Source organism: Pseudoalteromonas sp. H103, assembly GCF_001469205.1.
Lineage (GTDB): Bacteria > Pseudomonadota > Gammaproteobacteria > Enterobacterales > Alteromonadaceae > Pseudoalteromonas > Pseudoalteromonas carrageenovora.
In genome coordinates this window covers 172,239-198,367 of the sequence record NZ_LOFG01000016.1, presented here as the reverse complement: position 1 = coordinate 198,367, position 26,129 = coordinate 172,239, and the positions used below count along the sequence as shown (strand labels likewise).

The 26,129-nt window shown below is 38.4% G+C and carries 22 protein-coding genes and 1 tRNA gene; 12 read left to right on the top strand and 11 right to left on the bottom strand.

Annotated elements, in window-relative coordinates; translation table 11 throughout:
- The first annotated feature begins 62 nt into the window (after positions 1-62).
- The 6 genes from ATS74_RS13075 to ATS74_RS13050 all read left to right on the top strand — a co-directional run bounded on the left by ATS74_RS13075 (position 63) and on the right by ATS74_RS13050 (position 5,186).
- A complete protein-coding gene (locus tag ATS74_RS13075) occupies positions 63-1,082 on the top strand; it encodes an MBL fold metallo-hydrolase (protein WP_058549324.1) in 1,020 nt (339 codons plus the stop codon).
- A gap of 59 nt (positions 1,083-1,141) precedes the next feature.
- Positions 1,142-2,617: a LysM peptidoglycan-binding domain-containing protein gene (locus ATS74_RS13070; RefSeq protein WP_058549323.1), complete on the top strand. Its 1,476-nt coding sequence runs from the start codon at positions 1,142-1,144 to the stop codon at positions 2,615-2,617.
- A 65-nt stretch (positions 2,618-2,682) separates the two neighbouring features.
- Entirely contained in the window at positions 2,683-3,171 is a 489-nt protein-coding gene (locus ATS74_RS13065; protein ID WP_058549322.1) for an FKBP-type peptidyl-prolyl cis-trans isomerase, read from the top strand.
- 29 nt (positions 3,172-3,200) lie between these two features.
- Positions 3,201-3,929, top strand: coding sequence for an SDR family NAD(P)-dependent oxidoreductase (locus tag ATS74_RS13060; RefSeq protein WP_058549321.1), 729 nt, complete (start codon positions 3,201-3,203; stop codon positions 3,927-3,929).
- Entirely contained in the window at positions 3,926-4,765 is an 840-nt protein-coding gene (locus ATS74_RS13055; RefSeq protein WP_058549320.1) for an amidohydrolase family protein, read from the top strand. Before ATS74_RS13060 ends, ATS74_RS13055 begins: the two co-directional genes overlap by 4 nt.
- A gap of 49 nt (positions 4,766-4,814) precedes the next feature.
- Positions 4,815-5,186, top strand: a complete 372-nt coding sequence (locus ATS74_RS13050) for a hypothetical protein (RefSeq protein WP_058549319.1) — start codon at positions 4,815-4,817, stop codon at positions 5,184-5,186.
- A gap of 62 nt (positions 5,187-5,248) precedes the next feature.
- On the opposite strand, the gene ATS74_RS13045 is transcribed toward ATS74_RS13050, so the two are convergent.
- The 4 genes from ATS74_RS13045 to ATS74_RS13030 form a co-directional block, all read right to left on the bottom strand.
- Positions 5,249-6,424 carry a mandelate racemase/muconate lactonizing enzyme family protein gene (locus ATS74_RS13045; protein ID WP_058549318.1) on the bottom strand — a complete coding sequence of 392 codons (1,176 nt, stop codon included), beginning with the start codon at positions 6,422-6,424 and terminating at the stop codon, positions 5,249-5,251.
- Between the two features lie 9 nt (positions 6,425-6,433).
- On the bottom strand, positions 6,434-7,201 hold the full coding sequence (locus ATS74_RS13040; protein ID WP_058549317.1) for a class II aldolase/adducin family protein: 768 nt from the start codon (positions 7,199-7,201) through the stop codon (positions 6,434-6,436).
- Positions 7,202-7,341: 140 nt separating this feature from the next.
- Positions 7,342-7,665: a c-type cytochrome gene (locus tag ATS74_RS13035; RefSeq protein ID WP_058549316.1), complete on the bottom strand. Its 324-nt coding sequence runs from the start codon at positions 7,663-7,665 to the stop codon at positions 7,342-7,344.
- Between the two features lie 217 nt (positions 7,666-7,882).
- On the bottom strand, positions 7,883-8,422 hold the full coding sequence (locus ATS74_RS13030; protein WP_058549315.1) for a DUF2058 domain-containing protein: 540 nt from the start codon (positions 8,420-8,422) through the stop codon (positions 7,883-7,885).
- A 199-nt stretch (positions 8,423-8,621) separates the two neighbouring features.
- Between ATS74_RS13030 and ATS74_RS13025 the strand changes: the two genes are divergently transcribed.
- Entirely contained in the window at positions 8,622-9,770 is a 1,149-nt protein-coding gene (locus ATS74_RS13025; RefSeq protein WP_058549314.1) for an MFS transporter, read from the top strand.
- Here the strand turns inward: ATS74_RS13025 and ATS74_RS13020 are convergent.
- Together ATS74_RS13020 and ATS74_RS13015 are read right to left on the bottom strand one after the other, a co-directional pair.
- Entirely contained in the window at positions 9,737-10,237 is a 501-nt protein-coding gene (locus ATS74_RS13020; RefSeq protein ID WP_058549313.1) for a prolyl-tRNA synthetase associated domain-containing protein, read from the bottom strand. The genes ATS74_RS13025 and ATS74_RS13020 overlap by 34 nt on opposite strands.
- A gap of 1 nt (position 10,238) precedes the next feature.
- Positions 10,239-10,646, bottom strand: a complete 408-nt coding sequence (locus tag ATS74_RS13015) for a hypothetical protein (RefSeq protein WP_058549312.1) — start codon at positions 10,644-10,646, stop codon at positions 10,239-10,241.
- Between the two features lie 165 nt (positions 10,647-10,811).
- Between ATS74_RS13015 and ATS74_RS13010 the strand changes: the two genes are divergently transcribed.
- The 4 genes from ATS74_RS13010 (at position 10,812) to ATS74_RS12995 (ending at position 17,807) form a co-directional block, all read left to right on the top strand.
- A tRNA-Ala gene (locus ATS74_RS13010) sits at positions 10,812-10,887 on the top strand.
- Between the two features lie 184 nt (positions 10,888-11,071).
- Positions 11,072-12,334, top strand: a complete 1,263-nt coding sequence (locus ATS74_RS13005) for an ABC transporter substrate-binding protein (protein ID WP_058549311.1) — start codon at positions 11,072-11,074, stop codon at positions 12,332-12,334.
- A 44-nt stretch (positions 12,335-12,378) separates the two neighbouring features.
- Entirely contained in the window at positions 12,379-15,537 is a 3,159-nt protein-coding gene (locus ATS74_RS13000; protein WP_235592016.1) for a hybrid sensor histidine kinase/response regulator, read from the top strand.
- A 71-nt stretch (positions 15,538-15,608) separates the two neighbouring features.
- Positions 15,609-17,807, top strand: a complete 2,199-nt coding sequence (locus ATS74_RS12995; protein WP_058549309.1) for a two-component system response regulator — start codon at positions 15,609-15,611, stop codon at positions 17,805-17,807.
- A 55-nt stretch (positions 17,808-17,862) separates the two neighbouring features.
- Here ATS74_RS12995 and ATS74_RS12990 read toward each other — a convergent pair whose 3' ends face one another.
- Together ATS74_RS12990 and proB are read right to left on the bottom strand one after the other, a co-directional pair.
- Positions 17,863-19,110 carry a glutamate-5-semialdehyde dehydrogenase gene (locus ATS74_RS12990; protein ID WP_058549308.1) on the bottom strand — a complete coding sequence of 416 codons (1,248 nt, stop codon included), beginning with the start codon at positions 19,108-19,110 and terminating at the stop codon, positions 17,863-17,865.
- Positions 19,107-20,213 carry a glutamate 5-kinase gene (gene proB / locus ATS74_RS12985; RefSeq protein WP_058549307.1) on the bottom strand — a complete coding sequence of 369 codons (1,107 nt, stop codon included), beginning with the start codon at positions 20,211-20,213 and terminating at the stop codon, positions 19,107-19,109. Before proB ends, ATS74_RS12990 begins: the two co-directional genes overlap by 4 nt.
- Before the next feature lie 838 nt (positions 20,214-21,051).
- Between proB and ATS74_RS12980 the strand changes: the two genes are divergently transcribed.
- Complete coding sequence (locus ATS74_RS12980; RefSeq protein ID WP_058549306.1) at positions 21,052-22,899, top strand: cation:proton antiporter; 1,848 nt, start codon at positions 21,052-21,054, stop codon at positions 22,897-22,899.
- Between the two features lie 70 nt (positions 22,900-22,969).
- On the opposite strand, the gene ATS74_RS12975 is transcribed toward ATS74_RS12980, so the two are convergent.
- From ATS74_RS12975 to hflC, 3 genes are all read right to left on the bottom strand, one after another.
- Positions 22,970-23,608 carry a tetratricopeptide repeat protein gene (locus tag ATS74_RS12975; RefSeq protein ID WP_058549305.1) on the bottom strand — a complete coding sequence of 213 codons (639 nt, stop codon included), beginning with the start codon at positions 23,606-23,608 and terminating at the stop codon, positions 22,970-22,972.
- Positions 23,609-23,718: 110 nt separating this feature from the next.
- Positions 23,719-25,032, bottom strand: coding sequence for an adenylosuccinate synthase (locus ATS74_RS12970; protein ID WP_058549304.1), 1,314 nt, complete (start codon positions 25,030-25,032; stop codon positions 23,719-23,721).
- A gap of 216 nt (positions 25,033-25,248) precedes the next feature.
- On the bottom strand, positions 25,249-26,127 hold the full coding sequence (gene hflC / locus ATS74_RS12965; protein ID WP_058549303.1) for a protease modulator HflC: 879 nt from the start codon (positions 26,125-26,127) through the stop codon (positions 25,249-25,251).
- Positions 26,128-26,129 lie beyond the last annotated feature (2 nt).

The window sequence follows — 26,129 nt, the reverse complement described above, 5'->3', positions numbered from 1 at the left end:
AAAGCGCACACTGCGCTTTTTATTTATTATAAAGTAATTAAACATTAGCGTAGAGATAATAAATGAAGTTAAAAATTTCAAAGACCACCTCTTTATGTAAGCACTTACTATTAAGCTTTACTTTATTATCACTAGCTCAAAGCGCCTACGCAGCCGTCACTTGGAATACAATTAACCCTCATATTCAATTTTTAAAACAACAAGATGACCTGCGATTTTACGACTCGAATCAGGTTCTTATTGAAGGTGATAAATGCGCCCTACTTGTTGATACCAGCGCCAACTTTGCTGCTGTTGAACAACTTGCCGAAGACTTAAAAAAGCGCCTAAAAACACCTTTGTGCTATTTAGTGGCCACTCATTACCACGACGACCACTTATTAGGTATGGCAGTTATGCAAAGCTTTTTCCCCGACGCCAAACTTATTGTTCATCAACAAGTTAATACTAACTTTAACCAATATCAAAAAGCATACACAGACAAGTTAGACACCTATGAAAAAAGTATTGAGCTAAGTTACCAGCGCTTAGCAAGCGTTGCTAAAGAGGAGCAAGACCAATGGCGTAGTAAGCTTGAGCTTGCTAAAAGTAGATTATTTCGTTGGCAAGAGTACCAACTTAATGAGCCGCAAATAACAATAAATACCCCTAAAAAAATTAACCTAGGTGGCTTTGAAATTATGATTGATCCACACCAAGCTCATACCAATGGTGATTTAACAATTAGCACTAATAACGCCACTGTGCTTATTGGTGGTGATATCGTTGACTGGCTGCCGTATCCTGGCCATGGGGAATTAGAAAAGTGGCAAATATTACTTGAGCAATACATTAACGATGAAAATCTCAGTGTTATTATTCCTGGGCACGGTGGCGTTTTAACAAAGGAGCAACTTAAGCAACCACTCTCTTTTTTAACGACCATAACAGAACATGTAAAAAATAACGACGGCCAAACTATAGAGCAACTAATGCAGTCTTTTCCTGAGTCAGTTATTAAGCCTTACAAACAAGAAGCGCTTAATATAAAATCAAGTAACTTTTTTTTACAAGCTGGACTTAACCGCGCTAAAAAGCAGTAAATAACTCAACACAACGGATTGTGTTAAAATGATAAAAGGAATTTATAAAAGTGATTACTATGCGCAGTTTGGTTATATGTTTTTTGGGTATTTTTTTATTTGGCTGTGAGACTACAGAGCCTGAAATTCAAGAGGCACCACAAATATTTACTCACTTTGAGCCTAACTACGAACACCAAGAACAACTTGCTAAAACGCCAGATGATGCTGAGCCTAAAACGACACACACCACCCCACAGGCTGCCAAAAAAGTTATCGTAAAAAAGCGCCCACCCAAAACAACTGATTTATGGGTGCACATAGCGAACAACCTGCATTTTACCATTTATCAAAATCGCGCTTTAAATAAGCGTATTGACTGGTATTTAAAACAGCCAAATTATTTACGTACAGTAAGTAAACGCGCAGCCCCATATTTGTATCATATCGTAAAAAAGATAGAGCAAAAACAACTTCCTATGGAGCTTGCTCTACTACCTTTTGTTGAAAGCGACTTTAGGCCTACCATTGCGTCTTCGCAGCAGGCCGTTGGTGTTTGGCAATTAGTAGGCGCAACTGCACATCATTTTGGGGTTAAGTCAGATCAATGGTACGACGGACGCCAAGACGTATTGGCATCAACCGACGCTGCACTTGATTACTTAAGCTATTTGCATAAACGTTTTGATGGCAACTGGCTGCATGCCCTAGCCGCATACAATAGCGGTGAAGGACGCGTTAAGCGAGCAATCGAAAAAAATAAAAAACGCGGAAAAAGCACGGATTACTGGTCGCTTAAACTACCTAAAGAAACGGCCGATTACGTCCCCAAATTGCTTGCTTTAAGTTACTTAGTAAAACACCCGCAAAAAGGAATTAACCGACCAAAACTTTCGAACAAACCAATTACTACGCAAATGAATGTAGGCCAACAGTTTGATTTTTCTGTTATTGCTAAGCTTTCTGGCGTGGGTTCAAAACAACTACACTCTTTAAACCAAGGTTATTTAAAAAACCAAAGCTCGCCTAATGGGCCTCACACCTTACTCCTGCCAATAGGGCAAGAAGCATTATTAAAAAGTCAGTTTTTTAAATCTAACTTTGCTGGCGAATACATAGTTAAACAAAACGATACGCTGTATGGCATAGCTAGACGTTTTAGTATGTCTGTTAGTGCGCTTAAACAACTTAACGACAAACAAACCAATCTTATTGGTGTTGGTGAAAAGCTTTTAGTTGGGCAGCCTAAAACGTTACCTAAATCACTTATAGTAGATTACAAAATAAGCCCTTACCTTGAGCCGCAAGAAGTTGTGATCCCAACAATTGAAATAGACTACGAAGTTAAACAAGGCGACACTCTTTGGAGTATTAGCCAACTCTACGATGTACCTCATAGTGACTTAGCTAAGTGGAACAAGTTATCAGCTTCAAGTGTATTAAAGCCAGGCAAACAGCTAGTACTATTTATACCTCAAGCCGAACAGCCAAAATCAGCCCCGATTAAAAAAGACTTACTGCTCGATTTACAAAAAACACTAAATCAACCTTGGTAAGTTTCTAAAGTGCTATATTTCGCGTAAAATCACGCCTTACAACAGTAAAACTTAAAGAGACAAGCATGCAAATTAGTAAAAATTCAGCAGTTGAATTTCATTACACCCTAAGCGAAGCGGGCGAGCAAATTGAAAGCAGCGTAAACGAAGCGCCACTGAGCTACATACACGGCAGCGAAGGCATGCTTCCTGGTTTAGAAAAATCACTTGAAGGCAAAGCAGCTGGTGATAAATTTAGCGTTACGTTAGAGCCAAGCGAATCATATGGCGAACGTGTTGATGACTTAATTCAACGCATTCCTCTTAAGCATCTACAAGGTGATGTAAAAGTATGGAAGCCAGGTATGACGGCAATGGTACAGTCTAACCAAGGGCGCCACCAAGTGACTATTATTAAGGTTGGCCGTTTTAACGCAGATTGTGATTTAAACCACCCATTTGCTGGTAAAACGCTAACGTTTGACGTTGAAGTTGTGTCAGTACGTGAAGCGACAAGTGAAGAAGTATCTCACGGGCATGTTCACGCTGAAGGTGGCTGTGGACACTCACACTAAGCATTTTAGTTGTAAATAAAGGAGCAGGTATGTCGAAGGTTGCTATTGTTACAGGCGGAACAAAAGGTATTGGTTTAGCCGTAGTAAAACGCTTTATTGAACGTGGTTTTACTGTACATAACCTTGATATTGAGCCAAGTGAGTTTGGTGAATTTCATCAATGTGATGTAAGTAACGTAAGCGCAGTGCAAACATGTATAAATACAATTTGCCAGCAAAACCCTACAATTGACATACTTGTGTCTAATGCTGGAAAACATTTAAGTGCAAATATAGAAAGCACCGATGAGGAAACTCTAGATGCACTTTTTGCACTTAACGTTAAAGGTGCATACGCGGCAGTGCAAAGTGTACTGCCAAGTATGAAAGCACAAAACAGCGGTGCAATTATTTTAGTTGCCTCAGATCAAGCAATTATAGGTAAGCAAAATTCGTTTGCTTATAACCTTACTAAGCACGCCTTGGCGTCAATGGCTAAAACCACAGCACTTGATTACGCAAGCTTTAACATTCGTGCAAATGCAGTATGCCCAGGCACTATAGAAACCCCGCTATTTCATAATGCTATTGATGCCTACTGTAAAAAAAGTGGTGCTGATAAAAACAAAATAGTCGCAGAAGAGGCCAGCCTACAACCGCTAAACCGTTTAGGGCAAGCCGATGAAGTAGCAGCACTGATTAGCTTTTTGGCAAGTGATGATGCAAGCTTTATAACAGGCAGCCTGCAAAGCATTGATGGTGGTTATACAGCACAATGAGCATGCAAATTATTGATCCTCATGTGCATTTTTTTAATCTTGCCGAAGGGCAGTATTCTTGGCTGCAAGGCGAGAACCCACCAGCGTGGCCTAACCTAAAAAAAATAAAAAAACCAACAAGTGCAGAGCAGCTTGTAAAAAGTACTGATTTTGAACTTGCGGGTATTGTGCACATTGAGGCTGGGTTTGATAATCAATCACCTATAAACGAGCTAAACTGGCTAAGCTCGCATTTAAAAAATCTGCCTTTTAAAGCCGTTAGTTATAACCAAATTGACTCACCTACAGAGCAGTTTAAAAGCGCCTTAAACGATCAAGCTCACTCAAGCTTATGTGGTATCAGGGATATAACCGAAGGTACTGATGCAAAGCGTTTACTAAGCGCTAATAGCTTTAAAAACTTAGCGTTGCTATCAAACAATCAACTGCATTTTGAAGCGCAATTTAATATTGAAAATAGCGATATTACTAAACAAGTCGCTTACTACGCTAAGCAGCTACCGCAACTCCAAATTATAATTAATCACACAGGGCTACCTAGCGATTTAGCTACATGGCAGCAAGGTGTTGAGTTACTTGCTCAACATAACAATATCGCCATAAAATTTTCTGGTTTTGAATTACTACATTTTACAAAACAACAGCAAGTTACGTGTTTTAATTTTCTTTTAAATCACTTTGGTGAGCAGCGCGTAATATTTGCTAGTAACTTCCCTGTGTGTCAAATAAATACAAGCTATAACAACTTATGGCACAGCTACAAAAGTATGTGTTTAAACAATAACATATGGCATAACCTTAGCTATGCAAACGCTAAGCACTACTATCAAGTATAACTAAAAGTCGTTATATTAAGCTCTCTTTTGCTAATAATTTGGCCAACTTATGAAAGCATACTTTTTAGTAATCGTTGTACTTTCAACGTTTTTTCTCAATGGTTGTATATCTCAAAGCCCAGACCCTACACCTAAGCTGCAACATGCCCTACTAGTTGAGCCAAATAAAGCAGCTGTTAGCATAGCAATTAAAACACTTGTCCACATTCAAGAAGCCCAATTAGCCTCCGATGTATTTACTACTAGCAGCACAGTAACCCTTAACAATGTAAAGGGTAATAATATTATCGACACACAAAGTCGCAATACAGCAGATCAGTTTGAGCTGATGATAAAAGGCACGCAGTGTTATATTCGCCACCTTGATAGTAAAGCCACTATTGAGCTTAAAGAGGCCAAATGTAAAATTAACGAGCTATAATATCCTTAAAAAAAGCCGGTAAGTGAATAATCACTTACCGGCTTTTTTTGTAACCTAAAAAGTTACTTTATTTCTACACGCTGTGAACGCATTACAATTTCATCATTTAATTCAATACCCAGCCCAGGCTCTTCTGATACTTCAAAGAAGCCATTTTTAGGTTGTGGATCTTGTAAACACAATTCACGGTTCCACTTTTTAATCGCATAAGTATGATGCTCATGAATCAAAAAGTTAGGTATCGCCGTTTCTAAATGAAGCGATGCAGCTGTTGCAACTGGCCCGCCACATACGTGAGCCTGAATTCGCACATCAAAAATATCAGCGTAGTCACACACTTTTTTAGTTTCAGTAAAGCCACCACATAAACCAATGTCTGGCTGTAGTACATCAATACTTTGATCTTCTAAATACGGGCGCACACCCCAGCGGTTGTATAAACGCTCGCCACCAGCAATAGGCACGGCTACTTTGTCGGCTACTTTGGCATGTAAAGAATGGTTTAAGTAGTTAACCGGTTCTTCGTAATACATACAGTCAAACTCTTCTGCTATTTCGCCAATTTGAATCGCCGATGTAGCACCTGGTAAGCTGTGGCACTCAAAAATAATGTCAACTTCATCACCTACCGCTTCACGTATTGCTTGCATGCGCGCACGGTATAGTTTCATTTCTGTACGAGAAATAATATTTGTACGGTCGTAATAAGTATTGCCATCTTTATCGTACTGAATCGGGTCAACTTTTACTGCATCGTAACCTTCAGCAACCGCTTTTAAAGCTGCTTCTGCGTATTCTTGTGGTTGCACTAACGCTTTAAACTCGCTATCCCAGTCAAACTGTAATTGCGATGCGTAAGTGCGTAGTTTGTCGTTAACTTTTCCGCCGAGAAGTTGATATACAGGTAAGCCTAGTGCCTTACCTTTAATATCCCAAAGCGCGGTATCAATTGCACTCATTGCTGCGTATACAACAGGTCCGCCGCCCAAGCCCCAAAAGCTTTCACGCAACATACGCGACCATAACTTTTCAGTTTGAAATGGGTCATGACCAATTAAAAATGCATCTGCCATTTCTTTAATCATGGCTGCGGCTGCACTGTGCCCTAAATCGTATGCAAGACCTGCTTCGCCTACGCCGCTAATACCTTCATCGGTATGAATACGCACAAACACAGGTGTCCACGATGGTCTATCAGGGCAATGAATATCAAATACTTCTACGCGATTTACTTTCATTTAAATTCCTTAATTAGCAAAACTGGGATCAAGTCGGTAGGCTTTACGCAACATGGCAGGCCACGCAAGTTGACCACCTGTAATACCGCTGTGCACCACGTTAGCTTGGTTATAAATATTGTCGATTATTGGCTGTGGCACTTCAATAGCTTCTTGTGAGCTGGCTTGCAATGCTAATTGTATTTCACAAGCACGCTGCAAATCGTAAAAACGCATAAACGCATCCCCCACTGTTGGCCCTACCGTTAAGCCGCCATGGTTTACTAACAGCATATGATTCGTGGAGCCTAAATCATCTTGTAGCACTTTGCGTTCATCGTCGTTGACCGCAAGCCCTTCGTAGCCATGATACGAAAGTGATGGCAGTGAAAACATTGAATATTGGCTCAGCGGTAATAAGCCATTTTTTTGTGTCGCAACTGCAATTGTTTCTTTGGTATGTAAGTGAATAACACAATGTGCATCTTCACGTACCTCATGAATAGCACTGTGTATTGTAAAGCCCGCTGGGTTTATCTTAAACGGCGTGTCATCAATAATATTACCGTTTAAATCTACCTTCACTAAATTAGATGCGGTTACTTCCTCAAACGTTAAACCAAAGGCATTTACAAGGTAATGATCGGTACCGGGTAACCGAGCCGACAAGTGCGTGTATATTAAATCTCCCCAACGAAAGTGATCAACCAGTCTATAACAAGCAGCTAAATCAACACGTAATTGCCACTCTTGTTCTGATACTTTATTTTTTAAATCGAGTTGGGGTAAATCAAACATAATAAGCCTTTTAAAATACGCACCAAAACAAGATGCGAATAGATGTTTAGAAGTCTAAAGCAGTATTAATTTTATAGCAAACACAAACAAAACAGCCACACTATTGTGTGGCTGTTTAAAAGCTTAGCTATTACTGCAAATTATTTTACTTTAGATAGGTAATCTGCAATTGCATCAAACTCTTCATCAGTTACTGTTGCAACCATTGCTTTCATTGCCATAGTCATACCATTGCTACGTGCACCTGATTTAATGTCTTTCATTTGCGCTACTAAGTAGTCTTTATTTTGACCATTTAGTTTAGGGTATGCGCCCATGATAGGTGCTTTACCATCTGCGCCATGGCATGTTTGGCAATTTTTAGCGGTATATAATGCAGCGCCATCAGCAGCAGCGGCATTAAACGAAAAACTTGCGGCTAAACTAATACCCGCGCCTACTAGTAGTGTTTTCATCTTGCTCATTGTATTTTCTCTTCTTTTTGACGGTTAGAAAAACTTCTTCATTGATTGTAGTAAACAATCAAATAAAAAGCATACGTACCAAGTCGCTCTTGACGATCAAACAAAACAGCGCGACTAATAAGTTTATGCTCACTCTTATATACCTTAGCAAATAAAAATGAGCGACAACTTAATTAACCTAAATATGCTTTATGTATAAGCAAAATTTAGGGAGTATTTACCAAACAATATCATCTGGTACTTCAAAGTCTGCGTATGGATCATCTTCATCTTTAGGTTTGTTTTCAGGTTCAACATGAAAAACAATATATTTTTCATCTACTTCCGCCACTTTACGTGCCGGTTCGTCTTCAAGTACAAAAAACTGCCCTTCAAGCACACAAATAGCTAAACGACCACCTGATAACGCTTTTTGAGTTTTTTCGTTTACGTCTAAACCCTTAACTTTATTTTGGTAAGTAAAGTTAAAGGTACGCTCGCCACGAATAGTGTCTTGGTTATGATGCTCTAAAATTTGCTTAACACGTGCTTCTTGCTCGCGTTGTTTTAATTCACCTTGGCGAGACTGGTTAAGTTCTTCCGCCTTTTTTTGCTGCTCAAGCTTGGTTTGTTGAATATGCTTTTGCAGATCGCTAGGGTTACTTGTAGCCCCTTTTTTTTGCTTTTTTTGTTGCTTACGCTTTTCTGACTTAGCAACTTTAGCTTTGTGCGATGTTGTTAATCCTGCTTGCAGCAATTGGTCTTGTAATGAACCCATGGCTTTATTCCACTAAAAACTTATATTAAGGTCATTTTAATCACCAACGACTACAAATAATAGTGCTATCGGTATTAATCTATCAAACGGATGAATACAAACCATGATTTGACGCAAATGTTGCTCATTTAACATATGAAATATAAGCCATTTTTAATATACTTTGGTTAACTGATCTCCCCATATTCTAAGTTTCACAATGCGTCTATTTCATTTACTAGCATGCTCTGTGTTTATATTTTTTGTACTTTACGCTCCACAACCCCTACTTAGCTTGTTTGCTAATGAATTTAATGTTTTGCCTGCAATTGCTGGCAGTTTAATGACCGTAACCATGCTGCCTTTAGCTGTGGCACCACTCGTGTATGGATTAGTTTTAGCTAAGCGTAACCCGCTTTTAATTCTTCGCGTTGCCATGGTTGTTTTAGGCTTTAGCTGCATACTCTTTATTTACGCGCCAAGCTTTGAGCTACTGTTACTTGTTCGATTTTTGCAAGGCTTAACACTTCCTGCAGCACTAACCGCGATGACCAGCTATATAGGAATGAGCTATACCGCTGATAGTTTGCAAAAAAATATGACCCTATACATTGGCAGTAGCATAATAGGTGGTTATTTTGGTCGCGTATTAGCAGCTTTATTTAGTGACCTGTGGCATTGGCAAAGTTTTTACTATGTAATTGCCTTTGCATTAATTTCTTTGGCTTTGAGCATTAACCACTTACGCTTTATTAAGCCGCCTATCAGCGAGACGCTCTCACCTTTTGATTACATTAAACAACTTAAAGAAGGAGCGGTATTAAAAGTATATGGCGCAGTATTTTGCATGTTTTTTTGTTTTGCAGCGCTTTTAAACTATTTACCTTTTATTTTGCAGCATACCTTTAAAATAACAAACACGCGGGATATTGGCTTAGTGTACAGTGGCTATTTAATTGGCGCACTGGCATCTATAGCAGCCCCTTGGCTACTTAAAAAAGCCCCTACGCCTTGGCATTTACTGACGGCAATTTTCATTTTTTATAACATTAGTATTTTATTATTAATGAGCCACCAGCTAATTGTTTTTTTAATTGCGTTTACCTTATTTTGTGGCGCTATGTTTGTTATTCACTCTACGGCGGCCCCACTAGTTAATAAAATAAGCAAAGCACCGCCAAGTGTAACAAATGGTGGTTATGTATCTTTCTACTACAGTGGAGGTGCGCTTGGGTCGTTATTACCAGGAGTGGTGTATCAGCATCATGGGCAAACAGCGTTTATGTTTACTTTACTATGTGTTTGTCTATGTGGATTTATGCTCATTATATGGGCCTACCTAGATGGTAAAAAAACCACCCGTGGCTGATGCTGGGTATAATTAAAAAAGCTTTCTAAGTCAGTTTTTTTTAATAACCATGTTTGTGTGTTTTCAAACGGGTGGCAATGAAATAAATCACCAAACCAAATATCTTGATCTATCCACAAGTTAACATTGTTTTGTTTATCATTAAAAAGAGCCAGCATAGAAACACAACCAGGCTCAACCTTTAAGTAACGAGCTAAGCGCTCATTTGATGCAAACCCTAATCGTGATAAACCTTGCTGTTTAGCTAACGTTTTTAAATCAAGTTGCTTATCGTGCGCTGTAATAACTAAAAAATGACGCTTCCCTTCGTTGTCGCGTAAAAATAGATTTTTTAGCCGAGTACCGGGGCGCTCTACCATAAAGGTATCTGCATCGAGACTTGTATGCAGTGGTGGATGTTCTATTACATCGTAATTTATAGTCAGCTGGGTAAGTGCCTCAGCTAACTTTGCTTTATCAGCTAACATGTTACAAACAACGCCCTCTAAGCTGTACACTTAAATCGCGCCAAAGCACTTCATTTACTTCGTGCTTGTTTGGGCAGTAATTACGCGACTTTAGCTCTTCATTTAATAGCTCAACAGCTTGATCTTCTAACTGTAACTTTAAAACACTCGACTCTTCAAAATGCTCTTGCTCAATATAACGCTTTACATCCGAGCGACTTGGCCTGTTTTTACCGCCACGCCCGCCACCATCATCTAAATTAATATTACTACGATGCTTTGCTTTAACCGACACAACATATGCAAACAACTTATTGCCTTGCTCATCTTGCTTTTCGTGAAACTGTTTATTATTTATTTCAAAAGGCGGCTCGTCATTTGTGGCACAACCAGCGAGTAAAACCATAAGCGCTAGAACAGATTTTTTCATTGTTTTTATCGTTTTAGTGTTGAATTAAGCTGAGTCTATCAAAAATTAACGTAAACAGTGAAAATTTACGAAAAAATACTTGACCAATTTTATAAAAAAACTTAAAGTTCGTCCCGCTTGGAACTCAGCAGCCAAGTAATTACGAAATACGTAATTTAGGAATGTGGGGCTATAGCTCAGCTGGGAGAGCGCCTGCCTTGCACGCAGGAGGTCAGCAGTTCGATCCTGCTTAGCTCCACCACTTTCCTACCCCTTCTTTTATAACCTTAGTAACTTTCTAAAAATACTCAAATAACAGTCTGTTCTATCATTTAATCGTATACTCTTTTTTATTAATTATAATTTTTATATTGTGCTGTTAACTTGTTTCTTTGCATGTTGTTAGCTATACATAATGTCAAACATATTAATACTTTAGGGTTAACATGGATCGGCATAAACGCTCCTCTTTAAAAAAGTTAGCAACCATAGGGTTAACAGCAGGTGCTATTACACATGTGCCTTATGTATTCGCCCGCAAAAAAGTAACTTTAAGAGTGTTGGGTACCCACGTAACTCTGCAAGAGGCCATTCGTAAACAAGCCATGAGCGATTTAGGTATTAATATAGAGTTCTCCCCTGCAGGTAGCGCAACGGTGCTACAAAAAGCGTCAATGAATCCTGGCTCTTTTGATTTATACGAGCAATGGTCAAACAGTATAAACGTACTTTGGAATGCGGGCTCTATACAGCCAATAGAAAAAAATCGTTTATCTCACTTTAACGAAATAAATTCTTTAACCAAGACTGGTAAACTCACTGAAAATGCAAATATCGGCGCTGGAGATGCCCCTTATAAATTACTTAACGTTCAAGACGATGGTACGCTAAGTGCACAAGAAAGCGATTCCATTAGCTTTTTACCCTATGTACATAATGTTGACTCCTTTGGCTATAACACTGAATTTATAAAGCCCGGTATTGCTTACGAAACCGAGAGCTGGAGCTGGTTACTAGATGAAGCCAATAGAGGAAAAGTTGCGATAGTAAATGCCCCTACCATAGGTTTATTCGACCTTGCTTTAGCAGCACAAAGTAAGGGGTTAATTAAATTTAAAAATATTGGCGCAATGACACGCTCTGAGCTTGACCGGTTATTCAGTATTCTTTTAGATTATAAACGCCAAGGTCACTTTAGTGGCTATTGGAACTCAGTACCTGAGTCTGTTGAATTTATGAAAAGTAACCGAGCTCACATAGAAAGCATGTTCTCGCCTGCTGTTTCTGCTTTAAATAGCCAAAATGTAAATGTACGATTTGCGGCTCCTAAAGAAGGCTATAGAGGTTGGCATGGTGTTATGTGTTTATCGTCACAAACACAAGGTAGCGTAAAAGACGCAGCTTACGATTACATGAATTGGTGGCTTTCGGGCTGGCCAGGCGCATTTATTGCTCGACAAGGTTATTATATTAGTAACCCTGAGCGTTCTAAGAGCCTTTTATCTCAAGCTGAGTGGGATTTTTGGTATGACGGTAAAAAAACTCCAATTGATCTTTTAAATACCAACGGAGATGTAGCTATTAAAGCAGGAGAACACAGAAATGGGGGCAGCTACATAAAACGGTTTAGTAATGTTGCAGTATGGAACTCTGTAATGCCTACCTACGACTACAGCTTGCAAAAATGGTATGAGTTGATTAGCCGGTAATGATAACTCGCTCAATAAAATCAAAAATAACATTAGCGCTGTGCGTGTTAATCAGCTTGCTGATTATTCAAAGCTACTTATTTAATTATTCGCAAAGTACATTACTTTTTTTACAAAAAGCGCAGCACGATGCGCTTGTTCAAAGTAGTAATGTAACTCAACTTGAAAACGAGGTAATTTCTCTACAAAGCCAAGCAATTGCTTTTATAGATAAAGCAAATAAAAGCACAATTGAAAAGTTTAACCTGTATTTTGACGACGCTAATAAAAGCTTAGAAAAACTAAAAAAAAGCACGTCACAACGCTCCCTGGATTATCAAAATATATTAACGCGCCTTGATGAATACTTACATAATTATAAAGAAACATTCAATCAAACCGTACTTAATAGAAACAAAAGAGAACGTCTATATTCTGAGCAATTTCAGCATCCTATAGAGTCATTAATCATTGAGATTGAACGCTTACAAATAAATGCGACTGATCAAACTGCCTACACAGATACACTACTCACAGTTAGTAACCTAGAGCACGCGGTGGTGAGCTACTTATACAAGCCTAGCTTTGATGAAGCACAAAATGTGAAACAAAACTTAAACCACTTGCAAACTAAGTTGACTAAAATTACCGATGAAAATAACTCATTTTTAATTAAAGCTGCAGATTTAAAAAAGGCTTACAACCAGCTTGTTTTGCTCACCCGTAGCTATACATTTTCAACCAATGTAGTACTTACCGGTATAGAAAATGAGCTACTTTACTTAACCACTCAAGTAAAAAACCTCGAACATGAAGAGCTCTCTGAAACAGAAAAAAAATTAAGCTCACAATTAGAAAGTAATACAGACCAAGCAAACGTATTTGCAGCATTAATTACTATAATTATTATTATAACTAGCTACTTTATTTTTAATGCCGTTATTAAGCCTATCACTCAGTTAACTACACTATTAAATGATATGAGTAACGAAAAACAAATAACCTTTAATAATAGCAACCAAAGTCAAAGCGAAATAGCCTCCGTAATCAAAGCTGCAAACACTCTTTATAAAAAAAACAAGCAAACCAAAGAGTTACTAATAGAAACCCAAGCACTAAATATACAAATGGAGTCGATGAATAAAGATTTAACCGTTGCCATTTCACAAGCTAAAAGCGCTAATAAAATGAAAGGTGATTTTGTAGCAAATATGAGTCATGAGCTACGCACCCCCATGAACGGTATTCTAGGTATGCTGCAACTATTACGAGATAGTGAACTTGCAACTAAACAACAGCATTATGCTGACAAAGCCTACTCTAGTGCTCATAACTTACTGCATATATTAAATAATATTTTAGATTTTTCTAAACTTGAGTCTGAAAAAATAAAAGTAGAAAAAATACCTTTTACTCTTGATTCAGTTATCAAAAATACGGCAAATCTATTTAAAGACAGTGCAAACCAAAAGGGATTAAATTTAGAATTTAACCTACATGCAGATCCTAACCTAGAGCTAATAGGAGACCCATTTCATCTAAACCAAATAATTAATAATTGTATTGGCAATGCAATCAAGTTTACTAAGTTCGGAAAAATTCAATTAGTTATAGAAACGATTGCACAACGAAAAAACATTATCAATTTACGTTTTTGTATTAAAGATACTGGTATAGGAATGGATGCAGAGCAACAAAAGCAGATATTTAATTCCTTTTATCAGGGCGATGCTTCCACCACTCGAGAATATGGTGGAACTGGTCTTGGTCTTACAATAAGCCAAGAATTTACAAAAATATTAGGCGGTGAAATCCAAACCAGAAGTGAAAAAGGTAAAGGGAGTGAGTTTTATTTTACCTTACCATTTGAAATTGCGGCGCAGCATAAATTAAAAAAACGAGCGCTGTTAATCACACAACATAAAGCACAAACGAGCCAGCTAATCTCTTTACTTACGAGTATTGATATAATACCAGAGACAACTCAAGAACCACTTAGAGCATTAGCTAAAGTATCCCAGCCCAGCTCCCCTTTTGATATCGCGATTTTAACACTTAACGAAGAAGAAGCTAAAAATAGTATTATTTTACAAAAACTTATTGAAAGTGCTCAAAATGGCGCTCAAAAATTAAAAATAATTGCCATTATCACTGATACGGATACACCTAATTTAAGTAGTATGCCAAATGATGTTCATATCATAACTAAAAGCTATAGCCACTCTGAGCTGTTAAAATTGCTTGCTCCGAAAAGCATCCCCACTGAGCAAGCAATTCATGAAAACCTTATTCAATTTACAGGTAATAAAGCGCTTATAGTTGATGATAACCCTCTCAATATTGAGGTAACAACTAGAATGTTAGAGAAGTTAGATATAGAAGTGATTAGTGCACTCAACGGGCAACAAGCAATTGAAGAAGTGGCAAAACACGTCTTTGATATTATTTTTATGGATATACAAATGCCTGTCATGGATGGCATAACAGCAACACAAATCCTTAGGAAAAATCAGGAGCTGCTTCCTATTGTGGCATTAACAGCTGCAGTACTTCCGGAAGATAAAAAAGCAGCGATAAATGCAGGGATGAATGATTTTTTAACTAAACCTCTTGTTTTTGATTCGCTATATGAGTGTATAAAAAAGCATTTAACCACCGATAAAAATAGAATGTTATTGAACATCCCCATAGCTTTAGACAATCTTGAACAAAATAGACGACTCGTTAATAAGCTCTTAGAGCAATTTTCAATTGATTACGAAAACTTTAGTCTCAAATTCAGAAAGCTCCTAGATACTAACAGTAGTGCCGAACTTGCTAGAAACACACACGCACTTAAAGGATTAGCAGGCACTTTAGGGCTTGAAAAATTAGAGCTAATTAGTAAAGAAGTTGAGGCGCAAATAAATAATAAAGAACCAATTTTATTTATACAGTTAAATGAACAACTTACACTTACATTTCGTGCAATTAAACAATATTTACTTACTCAACAGTTTAGCGAAAGTGAGCACGTAACCGATGTGGATAATATTGATGAATCTATAGATACCATTTATGAATTAGCAATAAATGCCAAGCCAATTCCGAATGATTTACTAAAGAGCTTGAATACTTCAGCTTTTAAAGCACCGCATCCATTATTGCAACTTAAAGCGGCTATAAATCAATTTAACTATCAACTTGTTATCGAACTTATAACTCAATACCGTAATGATAATTAAATTAGCCAATTTAAAAAAACTAAGCTAAGTTATATTAGTCAATATCACCAAAAGGATTGAATGTGCATTCGATGTACCCGGCTGAAAAAAATAGCGATTATCTAAATAAAAAACATAAACCATTGGTTTTAATTGTTGATGATGAGCCTAATAATTTGCATGTTTTAGTTGAAGGATTACTTACCGATTATGATGTAAGGATTTCGACTAGCGGTGAACAAGCCCTCGTATTTATAGAGTCAACAAGACCCGATTTAATACTACTAGATATTATGATGCCTGGTATGGACGGTTACGAGGTGTGTAAAACATTAAAGTCACGACAAAATACTAAAGGTATTCCGATTGTTTTTGTTACTGCAATGACTAATGAAGACTCAGAGGAGCATGGTTTTACATTAGGGGCTATTGACTACATTCACAAACCTTACAAGCTTGCGCTTGTAAGGGCACGAATCCGCACACACATTACCTCCCAAGGTATGCTCGATAGACTAATTGAAAAAAACTTTGACCTGCACGACAAGCTCTTAGAAATAGAAGCACTAGCTCAAGAGCTAAGTGAAAGAGAAGAAGAGTTAAAACAGCTATCGTCTAAACAAAAGCTCTTTTATCAAGCGCTAACGAGCACAGCAGATGGCGTTGTTATAACAGACTCTAAAGGTGAAATAATTGCTGTTAACCCATCGTTTTGCCGAATTACAGGATTTAGTGAATCAGAGGCGCTTGGCACTCAACTTCATAAATTAAAGCAAAATAATCAACCAGGTATTAGTTTTAATAACGTATGGCAGCATGCAAACAAGGCCGGATATTGGAGTGGAGAGCTTGTTACAAGGCGTAAAAACGGTGAACTATACCCCGAGCTTTTAACGTTAAGCATGGTCAAAGGCGAACAAGACACTAATATACATTTTATTGGTGTATTTAGTGATATTTCGAGCCTTAAGGTTACCCAAGAAAGAATTGACTATTTAACATGGCACGATGAACTTACGGCCCTGCCTAACAGAAATGGTTTTTTAAAACAGCTAGAACAACAGTTACAAAGCTGCTCTCAAGAAAACAATTACGCCTATATTTTCATTATTGATATTGACAGTTTTCACTCTATAAATGATGGCCTAGGTTTATTAGCCGGAGATAAAGTATTAAAAGAGCTGACCAACCGCATCCATGCAAAACTTGATAAGAAAGATGTTATAGCTCGCCTAGGTAGTGATGAATTTGCAGCGTTAAGTAGTGTTGATAAAGGAATAGGAAGACTTAGAACACAAGAAATAGCAGAGCGAAAAGCCCAAGAGCTATTAAGGGTTATTAATGCCCCTTTTATAATTGATGAGCAAGAAATTAGCATTACTATTAGCATAGGAACTTATATATTCCCGCGTGAAGATCAGTGGGAAAATGCAATCGAAACAATAAGAAACTGCGAAGCAGCCTGTTATAAAGCAAAAGAAAAAGGTGGTAACAGAGTTACTTTTTTTGATAATTCATTTGGAGAACAGGCAAGGCGACGCTTTGAAATAGAGCAGGACTTACGCAAAGCTATTTCTCAAAATGAGCTAACTCTTTATGTGCAATCTCAGTTTAATAGCAAACAACAAATAAAAGGCGCCGAAATCCTGCTAAGATGGACACACCCGCAAAAAGGCTTTATTAGCCCTGCTGAATTTATTCCGATAGCTGAAGAATCTGACATCATTTATGAGCTAGACTGTTGGGTACTCTCTAATGGACTTAAACTTATTGAGAGCTTAGATGAGCGTCACCGTGACTTAAGCCTTTCTATAAATATAAGTGGCAGACACTTCCACGAGCCACGCTTTTTATCTCAAATAAAAACCGAAATTGAGAAACATAATATACAGCCAAATCAGCTAACAATAGAAATTATTGAAGGCACATTACTTAATCATATGGAATCAGCTGTTGAGGCGGTACATTTGCTTAAAAATTTAGGTGTGCGCGTATCAATTGATGATTTTGGTACTGGGTATTCAAGCTTAACCTACTTAAAGCAGTTACCGATCCAGGAGCTAAAAATTGATCGCTCGTTCGTTTTTGATGCGCCGACAGATAATAACGATAAATTAATAATTGATATGATAGTAAGCTTAGGTCGAGTATTTGAGTTAGAAGTGGTGGCTGAGGGGGTAGAAAACCAATCTCATTTTGATTTATTAAAAGAGTACCCTGAAGTAATTTTACAAGGCTATTATTTACATAAGCCAGAGCCTGCAAGTGACTGGTTAGAAAAACTAGAGTAAAACTAAAAAGCCGAGCAGTTAAACTGCTCGGCTTTTTTTGACTAGTCCGCAGCTATTATTCGCGAACTTGCCCTACACCATTAACTAAGTATTTTTCAGTTGTTAGTGATTCTAAGCCCATAGGACCATATGCATGCAGCTTGGTCGTAGCAATACCAATTTCTGCGCCTAGGCCAAGTTGAGAGCCATCAGAGAAGCGAGATGATGCATTTACCATAACTACTGATGCATCAACACTACGTTGAAACAGCTCTGCAGTCGTGTCGTTTTTAGTACATATCACTTCGGTATGGTTAGAACCAAACTGAGCGATGTGATCAACCGCAGCGCTGAAAGTTGGCACTACGCGAATAGCAATTTCAAGGTCTAAGTATTCTTCACCAAATTCGTTATCTGCTAGCACGGTTGCATCATCAAAATATTTTGCTGCAGTGCTGTCGGCATTAATCTTTACACCTTCTTGGCGTAATACTACAGCACATAAATTTAAAAACTCATCAGCAACATCTTGATGAACAACTAAACCCTCAAGTGCATTACATACACCTGTACGCTGTGTTTTACCATTAAGTAGTAAGTTAAGCGCAATCTCTAGATCAGCATCTTTATCTACGTATAAATGACACACACCTTTGAAGTGCTGAATAACAGGGATTGTGCTGTTTTCGGTTACAAAATTAATTAGGCCTTCACCACCGCGAGGAATAATTAAATCAATGCTTTCGCGTTGCTGCATTAATTCCATCAATAAAGCACGGTCAGGATCAGGAATAACAGAAATAAGCGAAGTAGGTAAATTGTGCTTTTCAAGCACACTGTGCATTACGCTTGCGATAGCTTGTGAGCTTTTAAGTGCTTCTTTACCACCACGTAAAATAACGCCATTGCCTGATTTAAAGCAAAGAGCACCCGCATCCGCTGTTACATTTGGGCGTGCTTCATAAATCATACACACAACGCCTAGAGGTACGCGCATCTTACGAATTTTAATGCCATTTGGACGCTCAGTAATATCACGTAGCTGACCAACAGGATCATCTAAACTTACAATTACCTCAATACCTTCAGCCATGGCTTCGATACGTTCGTCATTTAAAGTTAAGCGATCGATCATAGACGCTGCTAAGTTATTATCGCGAGCAGCACTTAAATCACTTTCGTTTTCTTTAATAATAAACGCTTTTTGTGCGCGTAACGCTTGAGCCATTTCTGTTAACACTTGGTTTTTGGTCTCGGTGTCGAGTAAAGCAAGTGTTGTCGCAGCTTTTGCTGCTTGGCGTGATATATCCGTAATTAAACTCATGACTTCTCCAATAATGCGATATCTTTTTCAGAAATTACAGGACCAATTGAATCCTGCATTTTTTCACTAAATTCACTCTGCTCGTTATCTGCAATAAAGTTTAACAAGCAGCTACTATAATTTGCGGTCGCTTTGGCTAAACGCGTACCATCTTCACTTCGTACTAAAATGGTGTCGCCAACGGCAAACTCACCATGTACTTCCATAATCTCATCACCGCGAATACAGCCGCTTTCACCTTCTAGAGACTCATCAAATGAGCCATCTACTACTACTTCACCTTGCTCATTTGCAGTATGCGTCATCCAATGCACAGAATCTTGCATTGGTTTTTCATATGGTGAGAATACTGTACCAGGGTTATCACCGGCCAATAAGCGAGTAAATGTCTCTTCTTTAAAACCGTTAATGATATAAGTAGCAATACCATGTGACGTTGCTTTTTCCGCGGCTTCAATTTTTGTTTTCATACCACCAGTGCCTACAGAGCTTGTTGCACATCCTGCCATAGCATAAATAGACTCATCAATTGATTTAATTTCAGGTAATAAAATAGCATCATCATGCAAATTAGGGTTTTTATCATACAACCCATCCACGTCTGAAAATATCAATAATGCATCTGCATCTGCGGCGGCTGCCACCATTGCTGATAAGTTATCGTTATCACCCACCTTTAGATCATCAGTTGTTACTGCATCATTTTCGTTAATAATTGGCAGTACACCGTGTTCAAGCAAAGTAAATACGGTTTCTCGAATACTTTGATAGCGTTCGCGATCGCGCAAATCACCATGTGTTAATAATAATTGTGCTGAAGGAAAATCGAAAAAACGGTCCCACATAGCAATCATTTCCGTTTGACCTGCTGCTGCCATTGCCTTTTTCATAACGACTGTACGAGGCTTATCTGAAGGAAATAAGTGCGACCCAGCAGCAACTGAGCCCGATGAAACTAAAATAACTTCAATGCCACGGGCACGACAACGAACAATAAACTGTGCGATGGTTAATATGTAGCGCGAACGACAGCCATCTTGATCTGGTGCTATTAATGCACTACCTACTTTAAGTACGATACGTCGCCAATTTAACTTTTGCATAAATGTTCAACTTTCCATTTTATTTGTGCTCAGCTTGCGCGAGCTAAAACTTAGTAGCCACGTTTATAAACATAGCTGCGAATTTATTTAATCATTTAAAACACTTTTTTACGCACACACAAAAACCATATCTAAAGCCATGGCTTTAAATTTAAGGTCATATAAAAAATAGCAACAACTCAGGTTTTGAGTAGCACTAATTAAAAAATTTAAAAGTGTTGTTTATGCATCGCTGTAAAAAGCTGTGTGTGGCTTTTTTATTAACAACATGCATAGAGCCTCTAAAGTCTGATACACCAACAGATAGGGTGAAGACCAAAGGACCGAGATTTAACCGCCACGATGGGGGTAAAATATTGAAAGTAATAGTTCAACTCAAACCTTTATTTATTTAAAAAGTTAAATAAACTTGTTCAGTAAAACCATACCAATAGTTCAGTAAATGATATTTTTTAGTGCTCTAATGTCTATTTAGTCACTAACACCTGATTATAAAGATTAAAAATGACGTTAGTATTAACAACGCCGCTTTTTCTTAAATAAACATAATTAGATAACTAATTATTAGAACACGAAGTATAATACGCTACTTTATGCTTTAAAATCAAGGTTAAAATTCGTGCTAAATAAATATGTGGCGATTAGTAGCTATGATTTTTTATTAAAATTCAATAAATTAAACTAATAACTCTCTCGCAAAAACCTTAATGCCTACTAATATTTCCTAAGTAGCTAAAATTAAATTAGTAAAACTAAACTTTCACGTGTATACCCCTGTATTAATAATTAACAAAAGTTATACTTTTAAATATCGTCATCAATAAGGAATTTTTATTCTATGTCAGCAATTTATATAGCCGGTATCGCACTTTGCTCTGTGCTTGCCCAGTGGGTAGCATGGGCTTTTAAAGTGCCCGCTATTCTGTTTTTATTGCTTACTGGTCTTTTACTCGGACCATTTAGTGGTGTTTTAGACCCTGATGCGCTTTTAGGCGACTTGCTTTTTCCTGTTGTATCACTAAGTGTGGCAGTTATTTTATTTGAGGGGTCACTTACCTTACATTTCAGGGAACTTAAGGGCATTAGCAAGGTGGTGCGCAACTTATGCTCCATAGGAATGCTCACAACCTGTATTATTATTAGCCTAAGTGCTTATTGGTTATTAGAACTTAATTGGCGAGTTGCCGCGGTGCTTGGCGCAGTACTCGTTGTAACAGGCCCTACAGTAATAGCCCCTTTATTAAACTCCATGCGCCCTACTCAAGACATAGACCGTATTTTACGCTGGGAAGGGATTGTTATTGACCCTATCGGTGCATTATTTGCGGTACTGGTTTTTGAAGCCGTAATGCTTGTAGGCCAGGGCGAAGTGCTTAGTCACACCATTATTGCTTTAGTTAAAACGCTCGGTGTTGGTTTAAGTATAGGCGTAGTAGCAGGCTGGGTTACAACACAGCTTATGCGCCGTGAATGGCTGCCATTTGAACTTCATAAGTTTGGCATTTTAGCGCTCGTACTAATTAGTTTTTCTGTTTCAAATTACTTAAGTCATGAGTCTGGCTTATTAGCCGTTACCGTATTTGGAATTTGGTTAGCAAATCAAGACGATTTAGAAATAGACTCTGTATTAGAATTTAAAGAAGACTTGTCGATGATTTTAATATCGACACTGTTTATTTTACTTGCTGCACGATTACAACTCTCTGATTTAATGATGCTCGATAGCGACGTATTTATATTTTTAGCTGTTGTTTTATTTATTGCTCGCCCAATGTGTATTGCAATATCAACTTTTGGTACCGACTTACCAATGAAGTCTCGCCTAGTACTTTCTTGGATAGCACCTAGGGGGATTGTTGCAGCCGCAGTAGGCTCTGTATTTGCGCTAAGTATGATGGAAGCTGGTGTTGCAGATGCTGAAAAAATGGTGCCACTGATATTTACTGTGATTATTATCACCGTTGTATTACAAAGCTTAACAGCAATACCTGTGGCTAAGTTGTTAGGTGTGCGCCAACCGTCACCTAATACTATTTTAATTATTGGGGCTAACCATGTTTCACGTGCTATTGGTCGGGGCTTAAAAGAGCAAAATATACCTGTTCACCTGTCAGATCCGGCATGGGAAAACTGTAAAATGGCGCGTATGGACGGATTGCCTTGTTATTATGGTAACCCACAGTCTGAGCATGCAGAACGTTATTTACCATTAACCACTATTCGCAGTGTATTAGCGTTGTCGCCAAACAGACATCATAATGCGCTGGGTGTGCAGTATTTCTCTCATTTATTAAATGAGAAAAATGTATTTTCTTTGCGCTCATCAACTTCTCACGCCAAGGCGAACAAAGACAGTGCCACATTTTTATCAAGACAAATACTATTTGGTGATGATGGCTCTTACGCACGCTTAAGTAGCATTATAGCTAAAGGCGGTAAAGTAAGCGCAACGCGCATTTCAGAAGAATTTGATTGGGAGAAATACCAAGAAATGAACCCTGAAGCTATACCGCTATTCATATTGAAAGGCGACAAGGACAGCGATGAAGATACACCTGTTAAACTAAGACCATTTACAATAAATATGGAAAAGCCGCCTCAAGAGGGCGAGCGTATTGTTGCATTACAACCTCCTAAAATGTCGGTTTTAAAAGATCCACAAAATAAGGCTAAAGAAGAAAGTTAAACTTTTTCACTCACTGTAAAAACACAAAAACCCTAACTTATTAAGTTAGGGTTTTGTTTTTTAGAGCCCATTAAATTGGAAGACGGGCTCGAGCAACGACGCTATCTGGCATTTTTTGCGCTAACTTGCTCAGTGCTCGCTCAATTTTTTTATGTGTCGCTTTATCAGCCACCATTGAATTAAACAGCCACCTATAGGCATCCTCAAAGTCACGCGGGCTGCCATAACCATTGTTAAACAACTTCACTAAACGTAGCTGCGCCTTTAAATTTCCTTGCGATGATGCCTCTCGTAAATACGTAATGGCCATCGCTTTATCTTGCTGAACTAATCGGCCAGTGTCGTAGTAGCGCCCTAATTGCTCTAAGGCTGCCGCTAAGCCTTGCTCAGCCGCTTTTCGCATATAATACACGCCTAACTCTACATTTCGTTCGACACATACGTTATAAGCTAGCATATCGCCATATAAAAATTGATAAGAGGGCAATGCCATTTTATTGGCTCGCGCTTCAATATCTTGTACTAACTGGCAATCATCTGCCTTTACTCGCTGCAAATGTGTATTTTTATTTATAAGCGCAATAAGTTCTGACTCAGTATATAAAGGGACCGCCGCAGGAGATTCATCTGCTAACACATTGGTATTTATAAATAAAGATAACGACACTAACGGTACAGCCAATACTGAGCTTTTTAAAAATAGGCGCATGTTCACCACGTACAAAAATAGACTTACCAAATAATATACAAAGATCGTTCCAAGGTGAATTTTAGATACAAAAAAAGCTGCATAAAGCAGCTTTTTTTCATCTTTGGTAATTATGCAAACGGGTTGCGAAGTACCATAGTTTCTACACGGTCAGGGCCTGTAGAAATAATATCAACAGGAACACCTGTGATTTCTTCAATACGCTTGATGTAGTCAATCGCAGCTTTTGGTAAGCCTTCAAGGCTAGTTACACCCACTGTGTTTTCAGACCAACCTGGCATTTCTTCGTATACCGGTGTTACTTTCTCGTAACCTTCAGCAGCTAATGGCGTTACGTTTGTAACTGTGCCATCTTCAAGCTGGTAGCCAGTACAGATTTTAAGTGTTTCTAAGCCATCTAAAACGTCAAGCTTAGTTAAACAAAAACCTGAAATACTGTTGATTTGAACTGCACGGCGCATTGCCACTGCATCTAACCAACCAGTACGACGAAGACGACCTGTAGTAGCACCAAACTCATGGCCTTTGTCACCTAAGTGCTTGCCCACTGGATCTTGCTTATCAAGACCATCGTAAAGCTCTGTAGGGAAAGGACCAGAACCAACACGAGTTGTGTACGCTTTAATAATACCTAAAACGTAGTCAAGGTTTAATGGACCAAAACCTGCACCTGTAGCAACGCCACCAGCAGTTGTATTTGAAGACGTTACATAAGGGTAAGTACCGTGATCGATATCAAGTAATGTACCTTGTGCACCTTCAAATAAAATGTGCTCGCCTGCTAAACGTGTTTGATCTAAAAGCTCAGTTACATCAACAACCATTGCTTTTAAGATATCTGCAACAGCCATTGCATCATCAAACGTTTTTTGAAAATCTACAGCGTCTACTTTGTAGTAATTAACTAATGTGAAGTTATGGTACTCAAGAACTTCTTTTAGTTTAGCTGCAAATAACTCAGGATTAAATAAATCGCCTACACGTAAACCACGACGTGCCACTTTATCTTCGTACGCTGGACCAATACCACGGCCTGTAGTACCAATTGGCTTATCGCCACGTGCAGTTTCACGGGCTACATCTAATGCAACATGGAAAGGCAGGATTAATGGACATGCTTCGCTTATTAAAAGACGGTCGCGTACTGGTACGCCACGTTCTTCAAGCATGCCAATCTCTCTCATTAGCGCTTCTGGTGATAAAACAACACCATTACCAATCACACATTTAACATTGTCACGTAATACACCCGATGGAATAAGGTGTAGAACTGTCTTTTCACCGTCGATAACTAAAGTATGACCAGCATTGTGGCCACCTTGATAACGAACTACTAAAGATGCTTTGTCTGTAAGGAGATCAACAACCTTACCCTTACCTTCGTCACCCCATTGGGTGCCTAATACAACAACGTTTTTACCCATCGTAAATTCACTTAGAGAAAATTAGGACGAGATTTTATCAGAAAACTAAAGTAAAGATCACCCCTGTTCAGCTTATTTTTTCTGCGGGTAATATTTTGAAGTGAAACTATTGCTAATAACCACATAAATAACAGTGGTTTAAACTACTAAAATTCATTAAACAAAAAGCCCCGCAATTGCGAGGCTTTATAACTTTTTAAATAATCGGGGCTAAGCTTATTGCGCTTTAGCACCTTTCATATATTTAAAGAAGTCACTATCTGGTGAAAGTACCATAACATCTTGCTTATCTTTAAAGGTCTTTTTATAAGCCTCTAAAGAACGAACAAAGCCAAAGAACTCAGGATCTTTGTTGTACGCTTTTGCATATATTGCAGCAGCGTCAGCATCACCTTGACCACGAACAGAACGCGCATTACGTTCTGCATCAGCAAGCATTACCGTTACACGACGATCAACACCCGCACGAATAGTCTCGGCTTTTTCTTGGCCCTCAGAACGATGCTCTTTTGCAACTGCAGTACGCTCAGCGCGCATACGTTGATAAATAGAGCTACTAACTTCTTGCGGTAAGTTAATTTGCTTAACACGTACATCAAGTACTTCAATACCAAGCTCACGCGCACTTTCAGAAGCTTGCACTAATGCTTCTTCCATTAACTCGCTACGCTCACCCGATACAATTTCGCGAATTGTACGTGTACCAAAGTTTGTACGAAGACCATTGTTTACTTTTTGCTTAAGTAACGTTTCAGCATATTGCTTGTCGCCACGAGCACGTAAGTAAAAAGCGCTAAAGTCGTTAACACGCCATTTAACAAACGAATCAACAATTAAGTCTTTTTTCTCGCTTGTAACAAAACGATCTGGCGTACCATCTAGCGTTTGAATACGTGCATCAATACGGCGTACTTGGCTAAAAAACGGCACTTTAAATTGTAGGCCTGGGCCATATACAATCGCTTTATCTTCACTGTCTTTTTGCACTTTGCTGAACAACATTACAATCGCTTTTTGTCCTTCAGGTACTACAAATACCGATGAAAAAGACATAACAATGGCAGCTAATAGTATAACTAAACTAAAGTTTTTCATTA

Excerpts from the sequence above, each read along its gene's own strand:
- ATS74_RS13075 (WP_058549324.1), top strand. The coding sequence starts at position 63 with ATGAAGTTAAAAATTTCAAAGACCACCTCTTTATGTAAGCACTTACTA.
- ATS74_RS13070 (WP_058549323.1), top strand. The coding sequence starts at position 1,142 with ATGCGCAGTTTGGTTATATGTTTTTTGGGTATTTTTTTATTTGGCTGT.
- ATS74_RS13065 (WP_058549322.1), top strand. The coding sequence starts at position 2,683 with ATGCAAATTAGTAAAAATTCAGCAGTTGAATTTCATTACACCCTAAGC.
- ATS74_RS13060 (WP_058549321.1), top strand. The coding sequence starts at position 3,201 with ATGTCGAAGGTTGCTATTGTTACAGGCGGAACAAAAGGTATTGGTTTA.
- ATS74_RS13055 (WP_058549320.1), top strand. The coding sequence starts at position 3,926 with ATGAGCATGCAAATTATTGATCCTCATGTGCATTTTTTTAATCTTGCC.
- ATS74_RS13050 (WP_058549319.1), top strand. The coding sequence starts at position 4,815 with ATGAAAGCATACTTTTTAGTAATCGTTGTACTTTCAACGTTTTTTCTC.
- ATS74_RS13045 (WP_058549318.1), bottom strand. The coding sequence starts at position 6,424 with ATGAAAGTAAATCGCGTAGAAGTATTTGATATTCATTGCCCTGATAGA.
- ATS74_RS13040 (WP_058549317.1), bottom strand. The coding sequence starts at position 7,201 with ATGTTTGATTTACCCCAACTCGATTTAAAAAATAAAGTATCAGAACAA.
- ATS74_RS13035 (WP_058549316.1), bottom strand. The coding sequence starts at position 7,665 with ATGAGCAAGATGAAAACACTACTAGTAGGCGCGGGTATTAGTTTAGCC.
- ATS74_RS13030 (WP_058549315.1), bottom strand. The coding sequence starts at position 8,422 with ATGGGTTCATTACAAGACCAATTGCTGCAAGCAGGATTAACAACATCG.
- ATS74_RS13025 (WP_058549314.1), top strand. The coding sequence starts at position 8,622 with ATGCGTCTATTTCATTTACTAGCATGCTCTGTGTTTATATTTTTTGTA.
- ATS74_RS13020 (WP_058549313.1), bottom strand. The coding sequence starts at position 10,237 with ATGTTAGCTGATAAAGCAAAGTTAGCTGAGGCACTTACCCAGCTGACT.
- ATS74_RS13015 (WP_058549312.1), bottom strand. The coding sequence starts at position 10,646 with ATGAAAAAATCTGTTCTAGCGCTTATGGTTTTACTCGCTGGTTGTGCC.
- ATS74_RS13005 (WP_058549311.1), top strand. The coding sequence starts at position 11,072 with ATGGATCGGCATAAACGCTCCTCTTTAAAAAAGTTAGCAACCATAGGG.
- ATS74_RS12995 (WP_058549309.1), top strand. The coding sequence starts at position 15,609 with ATGTACCCGGCTGAAAAAAATAGCGATTATCTAAATAAAAAACATAAA.
- ATS74_RS12990 (WP_058549308.1), bottom strand. The coding sequence starts at position 19,110 with ATGAGTTTAATTACGGATATATCACGCCAAGCAGCAAAAGCTGCGACA.
- proB (WP_058549307.1), bottom strand. The coding sequence starts at position 20,213 with ATGCAAAAGTTAAATTGGCGACGTATCGTACTTAAAGTAGGTAGTGCA.
- ATS74_RS12980 (WP_058549306.1), top strand. The coding sequence starts at position 21,052 with ATGTCAGCAATTTATATAGCCGGTATCGCACTTTGCTCTGTGCTTGCC.
- ATS74_RS12975 (WP_058549305.1), bottom strand. The coding sequence starts at position 23,608 with ATGCGCCTATTTTTAAAAAGCTCAGTATTGGCTGTACCGTTAGTGTCG.
- ATS74_RS12970 (WP_058549304.1), bottom strand. The coding sequence starts at position 25,032 with ATGGGTAAAAACGTTGTTGTATTAGGCACCCAATGGGGTGACGAAGGT.
- hflC (WP_058549303.1), bottom strand. The coding sequence starts at position 26,127 with ATGAAAAACTTTAGTTTAGTTATACTATTAGCTGCCATTGTTATGTCT.